The sequence below is a fragment of the Knoellia sp. Soil729 genome (assembly GCF_001427985.1).
In the GTDB taxonomy this organism is placed as follows: domain Bacteria; phylum Actinomycetota; class Actinomycetes; order Actinomycetales; family Dermatophilaceae; genus Knoellia.
Map to the genome: position 1 here is coordinate 705847 of NZ_LMSA01000001.1, position 13514 is coordinate 719360.

Sequence of the window (13514 nt, forward strand, 5' to 3'; positions counted from 1 at the left end):
GGGCGGAGGCCCTGGCGACTCAGAGCTTCTCGAGGGGGGCGAAGCGCAGCAGGAAGCGCTTGACGCCGGTGTCGCCGCCGAAGTCCACCTCGGCCTGCGTCTTGTCGCCCTCGCCCATCGTGCGCACGACGCTGCCCATCCCGAACGTGTCGTGGGTGACCTTGTCGCCGGGTGAGAGCGCGATGATCGGCCGGTTGCCCGGCGAACGCACGCCGGGGCGGGCCGCGAGCGACGCGACGGCCGGGCGCTGACCCCGCTGACCGATGGCCGCGAGCCCACTGAGCTCGCGCTCCCACGACAGCAGGTCGCCGGGGATCTCGTCAAGGAACCGGCTCGGCGGGTTGTACTGCGGCGCACCCCAGGCCGAGCGCACCGCGGCCCGCGACAGGTGAAGGCGCTCGCGTGCGCGGGTGATCCCGACGTAGGCCAGGCGCCGCTCCTCCTCGAGCTCCTTGGGGTCGGCCAGGGAGCGCAGGTGCGGGAAGGTGCCGTCCTCCATGCCGGTGAGGAACACGACCGGGAACTCGAGGCCCTTGGCCGTGTGCAGGGTCATGAGGGTGACCACGCCCTGCTCCTCGGCCTCGGCAGAGTCGGGGATCTCGTCGGCGTCGGCCACCAGCGAGACCTGCTCGAGGAAGTCCTCGAGGCTGTTGACCTCGCCGGTCTCGGCGCGGGCCTCATCGAACTCGCGGGCCACGGCGACGAGCTCGGCGAGGTTCTCGACGCGGGTCTCGTCCTGCGGGTCGTGGCTCGCGCGCAGCTCGGCGAGGTAGCCGGACTTGTCGACAATCGCCTCGAGGAGGTCGGCGACACCGGCGTCGTCGTCGTCGCGGACCTTGCCGAGGTCCTCGAGCAGGGCCGTGAACCCCTTGATGCAGGTGATGGAACGCGTGGCGATGCCCGGGGCGTCCTCGGGGCGCCCGAGCGCCTCGACGAACGAGATGCGCTCGCGCTCCGCCAGGGCGGCGACGACGGCCTCGGCGCGGTCACCGATGCCGCGCTTGGGGACGTTGAGGATGCGACGCAGGTTGACCGTGTCAGCCGGGTTCGACAGCACCCGCAGATAGGCCAGGGCGTCTTTGACCTCGCGCCGCTCGTAGAACCGGGTGCCGCCCACGACCTTGTAGGGCAGCCCCACCCGCACGAACACCTCTTCGAGGGCACGCGACTGGGCGTTGGTGCGGTAGAACACCGCGACGTCACCGGGCTTCACGCCGTGGTCGTCCCCCAGCTTGTCGATGGACCGTGCGACGAACGACGCCTCGTCGTGCTCGTTGTCCCCGACGTAGCCCACGATCGGGGCACCGGACCCCGAGTCGGTCCACAGGTTCTTCTTGCGGCGGGACTCGTTGCGCGAGATGACGGCGTTGGCGGCGCTGAGGATCGTCTGGGTCGAGCGGTAGTTGCGCTCGAGCAGGATCGTGCGCGCGTCCGGGTAGTCCACCTCGAACTCGACGATGTTGCGGATCGTCGCGCCACGGAAGGCATAGATCGACTGGTCGGCGTCACCCACGACGACGAGCTCGCTCGGCTCGACCGAGTGCTCACCGCGCTTCTCGTCCGAGCCCACGAGCTCGCGGATCAGCTGGTACTGCGCGTGGTTCGTGTCCTGGTACTCGTCGACCATGATGTGGCGGAACCGGCGGCGGTAGTGCTCGGCGACATCCGGGAACGCCTGCAGCATGTGCACGGTGAGCATGATGATGTCGTCGAAGTCGAGGGCGTTCGCCTGCCGAAGACGACGTTGGTATGCCGTGTAGGCCTCCGCAAGAAGGCGTTCCGTATGGGTGCCACCCGGGTTCTCGGCGCTGGGCTCGGAGCCCACGCGGGCGGCGTACGTCTCTTCGTCGATGAGCTCGTTCTTGAGGTTGCTCACCTGGTGGCTGAAGGTGCGCGGGTTGTAGCGCTTGGTGTCGAGGTCCATGTCGCGGATCACCATCGACATGAGGCGTTGGCTGTCGGCTGCGTCATAGATGGAGAAGGTCGACTTCATGCCGACCTTGTCGGCCTCGCGGCGCAGGATGCGCACGCAGGCACTGTGGAACGTCATGACCCACATGGCCCTGGCACGCGGGCCCACGAGGTCGCTGACCCGCTCCCGCATCTCGGCGGCGGCCTTGTTGGTGAAGGTGATGGCGAGGATCTGGCCGGGCTGGACCCCGCGGGCGGCCAGCAGGTAGCCGATGCGGTGGGTCAGGACCCGGGTCTTGCCCGAGCCGGCGCCGGCGATGATGAGCAGCGGCCCGCCGGCGTGGATGACGGCCTCACGCTGCTCCTCGTTGAGCCCCTCGAGGAGCGTCTCCGGGTCCTGCGCCGCTGGGCTGCCCCAAGCCGGCTCGGGCGGGGCCTGCTCGTCGGACATGGCCCACGAGGGGACGCCTGCCACGTTGACGACGGCCGCATGCGCGCTCGCGTGCGTGTCGTGGTCCGTGGTGGGGGCGGCGTCGCGGTCGTGGGCGGAGTCGGGGTCGCCGAGGCCCGAACCGTTGAAGTCCATGCCGTCAAAAAGGGTGCTCATCTCGGGGTCAACCCTACGTCGTGGCACCGTCACCCCAGGAGCACCCGCGTGCCGCCCCACCGCTCCCGCAGCCAGCGATCGTGGCTGGCGACGAGGACCGTGACCGGCGTGCGCGACAGGGCGGCTTCGACTTCCTCGACGAGGGCGAGCGAGAGGTGGTTGGTCGGTTCGTCGAGCAGCAGCAGGTCGGGCTGCTCACCGATGACGATGGCCAGGGCGAGCCGTCGCTGCTGGCCCTCGCTGAGGAGCCCCACCGGCCGGTCGACGTCGCGCGGATGGATGAGCCCGAGCTCGCCGAGGAGCAGCTCCGAGCCGGTCGCGCGATAGGTCGCCCGGACCGTGGACACGGGGTCGGCGAACTCCACATCCTGAGTGAGCAGACCCACGCGACGCGCTGAAACCTGCACGTCTCCCGCGTCGGGTTCGATGCGCCCGGCGAGCACCTTGAGCAGGGTGGACTTCCCGGAGCCGTTGGCCCCCTCGACGAGGACGTGCTCTCCTGCGGCGATGTCGAGCCGCGGCAGCCGCAGCCGTCCATCGACCACGAGCTCGCGGACCCGAACGGAGCCGGCACCGCCACCGGCCGCGGCGACGTCCGCGGCGAACGCGAGCGGTGGGCGTGGTTTGGGGACGCGGTCGCGCTCCAGCACCTCGATGCGCTGCTGGGCGTCGCGGCTTCGGCGGGCCGCCGACTTCTGCACCCGTGAGCCCTTGAAGGCGTGGATGAACTTGTCGTTGTCACGCGGGCCCCGGTTGTGCGCGACATCGCTTGTCGCCGTGCGCGCGGCGGTCCGCAGGTCGGAGAGCTCGGCCTGCTGGACGGCATACGCCTCCTCCCAGCGTCGCTGGGACTCGTGACGAAAGCGCAGGTATGCCGTGTAGTTGCCGGTGAAGCGTCGCCCACCTTCACCGTCGGTCCCGAAGTGGCTCGGGTCGAGGTCGACGACGGCCGTGCAGACGGTGTCAAGGAACGTGCGGTCGTGGCTGGCGACGAGGACGACGCCGGGGAGCTGGGTGAGCTCGGCCTCGAGGTGCTCCAGTGCTTGGTCGTCGAGGTGGTTGGTGGGTTCGTCGAGGACGAGGCACTCGGGGCGGCGGGTGAGGAGGGCGGCGAGGGCGAGGCGGCTGCGCTGTCCGCCGCTGAGGTGGGCGATGCGGGTCGAGCGGTCGAGGGCATCAAGGCCGAGGCGCTGGGCGGAGAGCTGGGCTCGGCGGTCGGCATCCCACGCATCGTGGAAGGTCGCCCAGGTGAGCAGCTCGTCATAGGCCTGTGCCGCAACGGGATCGGCGAGGTCGTGCGCGAGCTGTTCGAGGTCGGCGACGGCCTCATGAAGCGGCGCGAGAGCCTGGGTGAGGACGTCGCCCACGGTGTCGTTGGGGTCGAGCCCGCTGTCCTGGGCCAGGTGGCCCAGGTCGTTCGGCGTGGTGATCGTGCCGTGGTCGGGCTGCTCGATCCCGGCGACGAGACGGATGAGCGTCGACTTGCCAGAACCGTTCTCGCCGATGAGGCCGACGCGCTGGCCGGGAGCGACCGTGAGGTCGATGTGGTCGAGGACGGTGCGGCCCGCGTAGCCGTGGGATACGTCGCGGACCGTGAGGGGATGGGACATGGGACTCCAGCGAGGGCGCGTTTCGGGTGCTCGCGCGGGCGGTGGGCCTCGGGCGCGTGCAGGGTTCGCTGGTCAGCTCTTCATGGTGAGGACAAGCCTAACGGTTGATGAAGGCACGCCGCACGCGCGTTTTCCACGTCACGGGTGTGGCCGGATCCGCCGGGAGGGAAGCGTTGCGGTGACTGCCGATGAAGGCCAGCCCCGGCAGACAGACGAAACCCATCAGGACGAGCACCCACTTGGGCGCCGAGAACAGAACTCCGCCTTCGTCCGTGAGCATCGTGGCGATGCCCCAGATCACGGCCGCCGTTGAAAGGGCAATCGCCACGAGCATGCCCCATACCGGAACCCCCTCAGGGGTGCCGACTCGTCGTCCGCGGCGGCGGGCGAGCCAGACCTCCACGGTCCACGGCAGAACACCCATACACACCACCCAAGTGAGCCACAGGATGACGGAAGACCAGTCGATGTCGACCGGGCCGGACCATGGCCCCGGCCTCAACCCCTTGGCAAGCGCCAACAGGCCGGTGACTCCCGCGGAGGCTGCGGCGATACGCCTCACCCACCGGCCCGATTTCGGCCTGACCCAGGTCATTGCATAGTCCGTGGGCTGGCCGAAGGCCCCAACGGGATCTTGCTGCGTGCCCAGGACATGGTGCTGCACCTCGGCCACGACCTCTTGGACCTGCTCCTCCTTCATGCCATTGAGGCGCAGTTGCTCCGCGAGGACCTTCGAGTACTCCCATAGGTCGGTTGACACGAGTCAGCCCTCCAGTGCCTTGGTCATGGTGTTTGAGAAGGTGCGCCATCCGTCGCGGCCCGAGTCGAGCTCGGCGCGGCCTGATGGTGTGAGCCAGAAGTACTTGCGCGGCGGTCCCGACTCCCCCGTGACCCACTCGCTCTTCACCAGTCCGTCGTCCTCGAGCCGGCTCAACAACGGATAGATCGTGCCGCCCTTGATCCCCTCGAACCCGAACTCGGCAAGGCTGGTCATCAGGGTGTAGCCATAGGCCGACGTTTCTCGCGACAGGGCCGCCAGGACGGCGAGGTCCAAGACGCCCTTGAGCCACTGGCTCTGCCTGTCCTCCCGTACCTTGGCTCGTCCCATGGCTAGATGGTCTACCCATCTAGTTAGGAATGTCACCTAGTCAGCCGAGGGACTGTCAGAGGCGAGTGGTTTGATGGAGACGTAGATCTGTGACGGCGCGCGTGTTCGCCTGCGGCAGAACGGAATTCATGCCTTTCTACCTTGACTGTCGAACTCCTGTTCGGATAGGATCAGGCCATGGAAACCAGCGCCGCGACCGCCGCCCTTGAGGGCCGGTATGCCGCGTTGCGGTCTTCCGCGGATCGGTTGAGTTCCGAGGAGCTCCTGGATGTCATCGAGCTTGCGCAGCGCGAGAAGGACGCCGCGTCCGCTCGGCAGGCGGTGGCGTTGGCGCATCTGGCGGCGCGGGACTGCCACGTGCAGGAGGACGAGGGCCGGTATGCCGCGTTGCGGTCTTCCGCGGATCGGTTGAGTTCCGAGGAGCTTCTGGAYGTCATCGAGCTTGCGCAGCGCGAGAAGGACGCCGCGTCCGCTCGGCAGGCGGTGGCGTTGGCGCATCTGGCGGCGCGGGACTGCCACGTGCAGGAGGACGGCACGAGCGCGGAGGTGGATCACGGGTTGGGGTACCAGCGTCTGGAYGGGCCCGAGCTGGTCGCGCCACGGCTGGGGTGTTCGGTGCATGTGGCGGGCAACCGGATCCTGGACGCGATCCGGCAGCTGACCCGCACCCCGGCCGTGGTGGACGCCATGGCGTCGGGTGATCTGGAYGAGCAGCGGGCGCGGGTGGTGACCGAGGAGACGGAGTTCCTGTCGCCGCAGTCCGCCTTCGAGGTGGTGGAGCGGGTCAAGGACGTGTGGGGGCAGCTGACGCAGCGGGCGCGGGTGGTGACCGAGGAGACGGAGTTCCTGTCGCCGCAGTCCGCCTTCGAGGTGGTGGAGCGGGTCAAGGACGTGTGGGGGCAGCTGACCGTGGGGCCGTTGCGTCAGCTGTTGGCGCGCACGGCCGCGAAGGTGGATCCGGACGCGGTGAGCGCGCACGCCGAGGATGAGCGGGCGAGGCGGGGGTTGACCCGCCGGCTGGGGTCGCATGGTACGGATCACTGGCGGGGGGATTTCCGGGTCGAGGACGCCCGCAGGGCGTGGGAGGCGGTGACGGTTCGCGCCCGCCAGCTGGTGCGCGAGGGCAAGGCCGACACTTTGGCGATGGCCCGCTCCGACGCGGCCATGACACTGATCCTGGAGCACAGTGACGTCAAGGTCGTCGTGCACGCCACCCGCGCCGCCGACGACACCACCAGACGCAGCGCAGACAACACCACAGAAACCGGCGCAGGCAACACCGGCACGGCGAGCACCGGCACGGCGGGCACTGGTGGATCGCGTGAGACGCCCACTGCCGCCCCTGCTGCGCCCGGTGCTGCCTCCGGTACGGCCGAAGATCTGGTCGAGGTGGGTGGGTTGGGTGCGCCCGGGACGACGTTCGTGCCTGCGGACTGGCTCGACGACGCCGGCACCTCCACCCCTGAGCGCGAGCTGGACTGCGACCCCGACACCGGTGCCTTGGTCCACGGTGACGTACCGGCGGCGTTCGCCCGCGGCCAGGACCGTGCCCGGCGTGCCCACCGCGCCCGGCAACGAGCCAGGGACCGCGCGAGTGAGCAAGCAAGGGGACGGACAGGAACAGGGACGTCGGGCACGACGAGCCCTGATGAGCCCAGCCTTGAAGAGACCGTCGATTTCAGCGAGTCCTACCGGGTGCCCGACCCGATGGCCCGACTGATCCGGTTGCGTGACGGGTCCTGCCGCTTCCCCGGCTGCTCCACCCCGGCCCGCCAGTGCGACCTCGACCACGTCCGTCCCTGGCCGGGCGGGCCCACGTCCCCCATCAACCTGATGTGTCTGTGCCGGCGCCACCACCGCATCAAGCAACGCCACGGGTGGACCGCGAAGCTCCACCCCGACGCCACCGTCACCTGGGTCGACCCCACCGGGCGGTCCAGCACCACCTGGCCCGTGGACCACCTGCACCTGCTCACCGCCGGACACACCGACCGCGACACCGCCACACGCGCCCATCTCCCTGCCGACCCGGCGATGATCCCCACGGCGTTCGAGGAGCAGCTCATCGAGCTCCTCGGCGGACCCGACCACGCACGACTCCACGCCCACCCCACCACCTACGAGGCACTCGGCAACACCACCGGCGAACCACCACCCAACATCGACCTCGACCTCGGCCCGGGCTGGAAGCGTTACGTCGTCGACTTCCCACCACGACCACCCCGCCCACCCGAACCCATCCCCTTCTGAGCAGACGACCACCGACGGCTCTCCCGCGAAGGCGGGCGGACGGCATACGGTGTGGTGCATGGCTTCTGGCAAGGGGAAGTTCGGCGAACCGGTGATCCTCGACGTCTCCGGTCACGAGGTGAAGCTGTCGAGCCCCGAGCGCGTCTACTTCTCTGCCAGGGGCGAGACCAAGCTCGACCTCGCCAACTACTACATCTCGGTGGGCGACGGCATCGTCAACGCCCTGCGGGAGCGGCCGACGATGCTGCACCGCTTCCCCGACGGCGTGGACGGCACAAAGGTCCACCAGAAGCGCGTCCCCCGAGGCGCTCCACCATGGCTCGAGACGGTGCGGCTGCACTTCCCGCGCTACGGGCTCCACGCTGACGAGCTCTGCCCCACCGACCTGGCGCACGTCATCTGGGCGGTCCAGATGAGTACCGTCGAGTTCCACCCGTGGAACAGCCGCCGCGCCGACACCGAGCAGCCCGACGAGTGGCGCATCGACCTCGACCCGATGCCCGACGCACCCTTCGACCGCGTCCGGCGCGTCGCCCATGTCGCTCACGAGGTCCTCGACGAGCTGGGCGCCACCGGCTTCCCGAAGACCAGCGGCGGCAACGGCCTCCACGTCTACGTCAGGATCAAGCCCGACCACGGCTTCCAGGAGGTGCGGCGTGCCGCCCTCGCCTTCGCACGTGAGGTGGAGCGGCGCGCGCCCGAGGACGTGACCACGACGTGGTGGCGCAAGGACCGCGACCCCGAGGCGATCTTCGTGGACTACAACCAGAACGCGCGCGACCACACGATCGCCAGCGCGTACTCCGTGCGCGGCAACACGATCGGCACCGTCTCGACCCCCATCGCCTGGGAGGAGGTCGACGACGTGGAGCCGCAGGACCTCACCATCGCCACGGTCCCGAATCGCTACGCCGAGCTCGGCGACCTCCATGCCGACATCGATGAGCACGTCTTCGAGATCGGGCCGCTCCTGGAGTGGGCCGACCGGGACGAGAAGGAGGGCGCCGAGACACCGCCGGAGCCCGAGGGCGACGATGCCAAGCCATGAGCGTCCCTGACGACATCGCCCGCACCGGCCCTGATCCACATCCCGTCACCGGCCAGCCCTTCCTCTCACCTGTCCCACCGGGCACCGGCTGGCCCGACGACTCGGCGACTGCCGTGACACCCGTGGCACACACCCCCGAGGACGTCCTCGAGCTCGCAGCCAGCGCCAGCAGCCTCGCCGAGGTCGATGCCCGACTCAGCGTCTGCCGCGCCTGTCCGCGACTCGTCGACTGGCGCGAAACCGTTGCGAGACAGGGACGCCGGGCGTCGTTCGCCGATCAACCCTACTGGGGGCGTCCGGGACCGTCCTTCGGCGACCCCACCGCTGACACCCTCATCGTCGGGCTGGCACCGGCGGCCAACGGCACCAACCGAACCGGGCGGATGTTCACGGGCGACGCCTCAGGCGACTTCCTGTATGCCGCCCTCCACCGCACCGGCTACGCGAACCAGCCGACGTCCGTCGCCGCAGGTGACGGGCTCGCCCTCACCGGCCTGCGCATCGTCGCCTCCGTGCGGTGCGCACCACCGGCCAACGCGCCGACCCCGCTCGAACGGGCCACCTGTGCCACCTGGCTGGGCCGCGACCTCGAGCTGCTCGGTGACTCCCTGCGCGTCATCATGACGCTCGGTGCCATCGGCTGGCAGGGAGTGCTTGCCGCCACCTCGTCGCTCGGCTGGACCGTACCGAAAGTCCGCCCCAAGTTCGGTCATGCAGCCGAGACCATCCTGGTGACGCCCACCGGCCACCCGGTGCGTCTCGTCGGGTGCTTCCACGTGAGCCCGCACAACACCTACACCGGGCGCCTCACGCCGCAGATGCTCGACGAGGTGCTCCTCAGCCTGCGCGACTGAGCCACGCGAGCCCCATGCCGCAGATGCGGGTCTAGAGTGTCATCCATGCCGCAGATGCGCCTCGCCGAGGCCGCCAAGTTCCTGGGAGTCAGCGACGACACCATCCGTCGCTGGATCGAGAGTGGGTCGCTCGACGCCGACACCGATGACAGCGGCCGCAAGGTCGTCGACAGCCATGCGGTCGCGCTGCTCGCCCGCGAGCAGGCCCGGACCATCGCGGACCCGTCGAGCGTCGGCCGCTCGGCCCGCAACCGCTTCGTGGGCCTCGTCACCGACATCACCATGGACACCGTGATGGCCCAGGTCGAGCTGCAGTGCGGCCCGTTCCGGGTCGTCTCCCTCATGTCGAGCGAGGCCGTCCGTGAGCTGGGCCTCGAGCTCGGGTCCGTCGCCGTCGCCGTCGTGAAGTCCACGACGGTCATCGTGGAGACGCCATGAGCTTCCTCAGGACGAACCACCACTCGTATGCCGTTCGCTCGTGGTCCGCCGTCGCTGGACTTCTCCTGCTGGCGGCCTGCGGAATCGGAGCGGGTGCGGACGCGGACACCAACTCGACTGCCAGACAGCAGAGCTCGGCATCGACCCCTGACCGGACCCTCACCGTCTTTGCCGCCGCCTCGCTCCAGAAGCCGTTCACGCAGATCGGCAAGGACTTCGAGAGCGCCCACCCCGGCGTCACAGTCCGGTTCAGCTTCGGTGGCTCCTCCGGTCTCGTCACGCAACTCTCCGACGGCGCTCCCGCCGATGTCCTTGCCACGGCCAACGAGGCGACGATGGACCAGGCGACGGCCGCCGACCTCGTCTCCGGCCAGCCGACACCGTTTGTGTCCAACACCCTCCAGATCGTTGTGCCGCAGGACAACCCGGTCGGCATCTCCTCGCTGACCGACCTCACGAAGCCAGCTGCCAAGGTCGTCGTCTGCGCCCCCGCCGTGCCCTGTGGAGCCGCCACTCTCGCGGTCGAGAGGGCCGCGGGCATCGACCTCAAGCCGGCGAGCGAGGAGCAGTCCGTCACCGACGTCCTGGGCAAGGTGCGCTCGGGCCAGGCCGACGCCGGCCTCGTCTATCTCACGGACGTCGCGGGCGCGGCCGGCGATGTGAAGGGCATCGACTTCCCCGAGGCCAAGGCAGCGGTCAACACCTACCCGATCGCGCGCCTCAGGGACGCCCGGGACGCCGCGCTGGCCACACAGTTCATGGCTGCCGTCACCGGCCCGCAGGGGCAGGACGTGCTGAAGGCCGCGGGATTCGCCGCACCATGACCCAGCTGTCCGTCCCCAAGTGGCTCCTCCTCCCCGCCGCGCTCGGGGCCCTGCTCGTCGCCGTACCCATCCTGGCCATGGCCCTCAGCGTGGACTGGTCCAACTTCTCGTCCCTCGTGACGTCGGAGGCCTCGACGGACGCCCTCTGGCTCAGCCTGCGCACGGCCTCGGTCAGCACCCTGCTCTGCCTCCTCTTCGGCATCCCACTTGCCGCAGTCCTGGCTCGCACCGCCGGCACCGCGGCCACCCTGCTGCGCTCGCTCGTCCTGCTCCCGCTCGTCCTGCCGCCCGTCGTGGGCGGCATCGCCCTCATCCAGGCATTCGGGCGACGGGGACTGCTCGGCTCCACCCTCGACGTCCTCGGCCTCCAGGTCGCCTTCAGCACCACGGCGGTCGTCATCGCCCAGACGTTCGTCGCGATGCCCTTCCTCGTCATCAGCCTCGAGGGCGCACTCCGCGCTGCCGGCACCCGCTACGAGGACATCGCGGCCACCCTCGGGGCCGGACCGACCACCGTCTTCCGCCGCGTCACCCTCCCGCTGGCCCTTCCGGGGCTCGTCTCCGGCACGATCCTCGCGTTCGCCCGCTGCCTCGGGGAGTTCGGCGCCACGATCACCTTCGCCGGCAGCCTGCAGGGCACGACCCGCACGCTCCCCCTCGAGATCTACCTCCAGCGTGAGGGAGACCCGCGCGCCGCCGTCGCCCTCTCCCTCGTCCTTGTCGCGGTGGCCGTCATCGTCATCGGGCTGACCCGCACCCGCCGCTACTCACTGACCGCTGGCACGCCATGAGCCCGACCCTCGTCCTCGACCTCACCGTCGCCGCCCGCGACGTCGCCATCGCCCTCACCGTCGCCCAGGGCGAGACCCTGGCACTCCTTGGCCCCAACGGTGCCGGCAAGTCCACCGTGCTGGCGGCCGCCGCCGGACTGCTCCGCCCCGACTCCGGCACCGTCCGCCTCGGGGACCACACGCTTTCCGACCACCAGACCCGCACCTGGGTCCCGCCCCACGCCCGACGCATCGCCCTGCTCGCCCAGGACGCCCGGCTCTTCCCCCACCTGAGCGCCCTCGACAACGTCGCCTTCGGCCCCCGGTCCCAGGGCCAGCCGAAGCGGACCGCGCACGAGGCGGCGGCGCGGTGGCTCGAGGAGGTGGGCATGACGGCATACGCCCGACGTCGTCCCCACGAGCTGTCCGGCGGCCAGGCCCAGAAGGTCGCGATCGCCCGCGCCCTGGCGACCGAGCCCGCAGCGCTCCTCGTCGATGAGCCGCTGTCCGCGCTGGACGTCGAGGTCGCCCCCGACGTGCGCGACCTCCTGCGGCGCGTCACCTCTGACCTCACGACGGTCATCGTCACCCACGACGCCCTCGACGCGGCCCTGCTCTCCGACCGTGTGGCCGTGATGCACGCCGGCCGCGTCGTCGAGCACGGGGAGACCGGCCGCGTCCTCAGCCGGCCCACCAGTGACTTCGGCGCGCGGTTCGCGGGCCTCAACCTCGTGCGCGGCGTCACGAGCGGTGGTGCCCTCCGCATGCCGGATGGTCGCCTGCTGCACGGGATAGCCGAGTCAGACCTGGGCCAGGACGGTGGGCCCGTCGCCGCCGTGGTCGCGCCGTCGGCCGTGAGCATCCACCTCGAGGCCACGCACGGCAGCCCACGCAACAGCCTCGCCGCCTCGGTCGTGGACCTCGAGCCCCACGGCCCGACCGTGCGCGTGCGCACTGACCTGCTCAGCGCCGACATCACCCCCGCCGCCGTGGCCGAGCTGCGACTCGCGCGCGGGAACCGGGTTGTCCTCTCCGTCAAGGCCACCGAGGTCCACCTGCACCGCGCCTGAGACTTCTCGCTAGCCTCAAGGGATGACTTCCGGTTCAGCGCTGCCCGAGTCCGCTCCCGCCCTCGTCGTCCCCCGCAACGGGGGTGGCGAGGTCCTCGAGGTCCGAGACCAACCACTGCCCACGCCCGGCAAGGGCCAGGTTCTCGTGCGGGTCGCTGCCGCAGGCGTGAACTTCATCGACACCTACCAGCGCGAGGGCGTCTACCCGATTCCGACGCCGTTCGTCGGTGGCAGCGAAGGTGCCGGAGAGGTCGTCCAGGTCGGCGAGGACGTCAGCGCGTTCGTCGTCGGCGACCGGGTTGCGTGGGCCCAGGAGCTGGGGTCGGCACAGACCTATGCCCCCGTCGACGTCACGAACCTCGTGCAGGTCCCCCCGGGCGTCGACCTCGAGACCGCCGCGGCCGCCATGCTCCAGGGCCTCACCGCGCACTACCTCTCGACGAGCACGTATGCCGTGCAGCAGGGTTCCGTGGCGCTCGTCCACGCCGCTGCCGGCGGTGTCGGCCAGCTCCTCACCCAGATGGTCAAGAAGCGCGGCGGGCGCGTCATCGCGACAGCTGGCTCCGCCGAGAAGCTCCAGACCGCGCGCGAACGCGGCGCCGACGAGCTGCTCAACTACTCCGAGGTCGACGACCTCGCGGCAGCCGTGCGAGAGCTCACCGAGGGTGTGGGCGTCGACGTCGTCTATGACGGCGTCGGCAAGGACACCTTCGAGGCGTCGCTGGCGTCACTTCGGCCGCGCGGTCTCCTGGTGCTCTACGGCGCCGCCAGCGGCCAGGTTCCACCGTTCGACCTCCAGCGCCTCAACGAGCGCGGGTCGCTCTTCGTCACCCGCCCGAAGCTCGCCGACTACATCGCGACACCCGACGAGCTGCGCGCCCGCACGACCGAGCTCTTCGGCTGGATCGAGTCCGGTGAGGTGCAGGTGACGATCGGTGGGCGCTATCCGCTCAGTGACGCGCACACGGCATACGCCGATCTCGAGGGTCGCCGCACCCAGGGCAAGCTGCTCCTCATCCCTTAG

General features: G+C 70.1%; 12 protein-coding genes. 8 read left to right on the forward strand and 4 right to left on the reverse strand.

Translation table 11 applies throughout. The annotated features are described in order from the left end of the window. Positions 1-19 precede the first annotated feature (19 nt). From pcrA to ASG74_RS03215, 4 genes are all read right to left on the reverse strand, one after another. The gene (gene pcrA, locus ASG74_RS03200; RefSeq protein ID WP_056138879.1) at positions 20-2518 is read right to left on the reverse strand and encodes a DNA helicase PcrA; all 2499 of its coding nucleotides are present in this window, start codon (positions 2516-2518) and stop codon (positions 20-22) included. 29 nt (positions 2519-2547) lie between these two features. After that, on the reverse strand, positions 2548-4128 hold the full coding sequence (locus ASG74_RS03205; protein ID WP_056138881.1) for an ABC-F family ATP-binding cassette domain-containing protein: 1581 nt from the start codon (positions 4126-4128) through the stop codon (positions 2548-2550). Between the two features lie 97 nt (positions 4129-4225). Next, a complete protein-coding gene (locus ASG74_RS03210; protein ID WP_235498788.1) occupies positions 4226-4828 on the reverse strand; it encodes a hypothetical protein in 603 nt (200 codons plus the stop codon). Positions 4829-4891: 63 nt separating this feature from the next. Then, positions 4892-5236, reverse strand: coding sequence for a PadR family transcriptional regulator (locus tag ASG74_RS03215; RefSeq protein WP_056138886.1), 345 nt, complete (start codon positions 5234-5236; stop codon positions 4892-4894). A 177-nt stretch (positions 5237-5413) separates the two neighbouring features. On the opposite strand from ASG74_RS03215, the gene ASG74_RS03220 reads away from it, so the two are divergent. From ASG74_RS03220 to ASG74_RS03255, 8 genes are read left to right on the forward strand one after another with little or no spacing between them, the layout of a single operon-like run. Continuing rightward, positions 5414-7486, forward strand: a complete 2073-nt coding sequence (locus ASG74_RS03220) for an HNH endonuclease signature motif containing protein (RefSeq protein ID WP_056138888.1) — start codon at positions 5414-5416, stop codon at positions 7484-7486. 58 nt (positions 7487-7544) lie between these two features. After that, entirely contained in the window at positions 7545-8534 is a 990-nt protein-coding gene (gene ligD / locus ASG74_RS03225) for a non-homologous end-joining DNA ligase (RefSeq protein ID WP_056138890.1), read from the forward strand. Further along, entirely contained in the window at positions 8531-9388 is an 858-nt protein-coding gene (locus tag ASG74_RS03230) for a uracil-DNA glycosylase (RefSeq protein WP_056138892.1), read from the forward strand. The genes ligD and ASG74_RS03230 overlap by 4 nt, the downstream gene beginning before the upstream one ends. A gap of 45 nt (positions 9389-9433) precedes the next feature. Further along, complete coding sequence (locus ASG74_RS03235) at positions 9434-9826, forward strand: TOBE domain-containing protein (RefSeq protein WP_056138895.1); 393 nt, start codon at positions 9434-9436, stop codon at positions 9824-9826. Next, positions 9823-10650 carry a molybdate ABC transporter substrate-binding protein gene (gene modA / locus ASG74_RS03240; protein ID WP_056138897.1) on the forward strand — a complete coding sequence of 276 codons (828 nt, stop codon included), beginning with the start codon at positions 9823-9825 and terminating at the stop codon, positions 10648-10650. Before ASG74_RS03235 ends, modA begins: the two co-directional genes overlap by 4 nt. Then, positions 10647-11441, forward strand: coding sequence for an ABC transporter permease (locus ASG74_RS03245; protein WP_056138899.1), 795 nt, complete (start codon positions 10647-10649; stop codon positions 11439-11441). The genes modA and ASG74_RS03245 overlap by 4 nt, the downstream gene beginning before the upstream one ends. Further along, complete coding sequence (locus tag ASG74_RS03250; RefSeq protein ID WP_056138901.1) at positions 11438-12490, forward strand: sulfate/molybdate ABC transporter ATP-binding protein; 1053 nt, start codon at positions 11438-11440, stop codon at positions 12488-12490. Before ASG74_RS03245 ends, ASG74_RS03250 begins: the two co-directional genes overlap by 4 nt. Positions 12491-12512: 22 nt before the next feature. Further along, positions 12513-13514, forward strand: coding sequence for a quinone oxidoreductase family protein (locus ASG74_RS03255; RefSeq protein ID WP_056138902.1), 1002 nt, complete (start codon positions 12513-12515; stop codon positions 13512-13514).

Coding starts and splice junctions, on each gene's coding strand:
- pcrA (WP_056138879.1), bottom strand. CDS start 2,518: ATGAGCACCCTTTTTGACGGCATGGACTTCAACGGTTCGGGCCTCGGC.
- ASG74_RS03205 (WP_056138881.1), bottom strand. CDS start 4,128: ATGTCCCATCCCCTCACGGTCCGCGACGTATCCCACGGCTACGCGGGC.
- ASG74_RS03210 (WP_235498788.1), bottom strand. CDS start 4,828: ATGAAGGAGGAGCAGGTCCAAGAGGTCGTGGCCGAGGTGCAGCACCAT.
- ASG74_RS03215 (WP_056138886.1), bottom strand. CDS start 5,236: ATGGGACGAGCCAAGGTACGGGAGGACAGGCAGAGCCAGTGGCTCAAG.
- ligD (WP_056138890.1), top strand. CDS start 7,545: ATGGCTTCTGGCAAGGGGAAGTTCGGCGAACCGGTGATCCTCGACGTC.
- ASG74_RS03230 (WP_056138892.1), top strand. CDS start 8,531: ATGAGCGTCCCTGACGACATCGCCCGCACCGGCCCTGATCCACATCCC.
- ASG74_RS03235 (WP_056138895.1), top strand. CDS start 9,434: ATGCCGCAGATGCGCCTCGCCGAGGCCGCCAAGTTCCTGGGAGTCAGC.
- modA (WP_056138897.1), top strand. CDS start 9,823: ATGAGCTTCCTCAGGACGAACCACCACTCGTATGCCGTTCGCTCGTGG.
- ASG74_RS03245 (WP_056138899.1), top strand. CDS start 10,647: ATGACCCAGCTGTCCGTCCCCAAGTGGCTCCTCCTCCCCGCCGCGCTC.
- ASG74_RS03250 (WP_056138901.1), top strand. CDS start 11,438: ATGAGCCCGACCCTCGTCCTCGACCTCACCGTCGCCGCCCGCGACGTC.
- ASG74_RS03255 (WP_056138902.1), top strand. CDS start 12,513: ATGACTTCCGGTTCAGCGCTGCCCGAGTCCGCTCCCGCCCTCGTCGTC.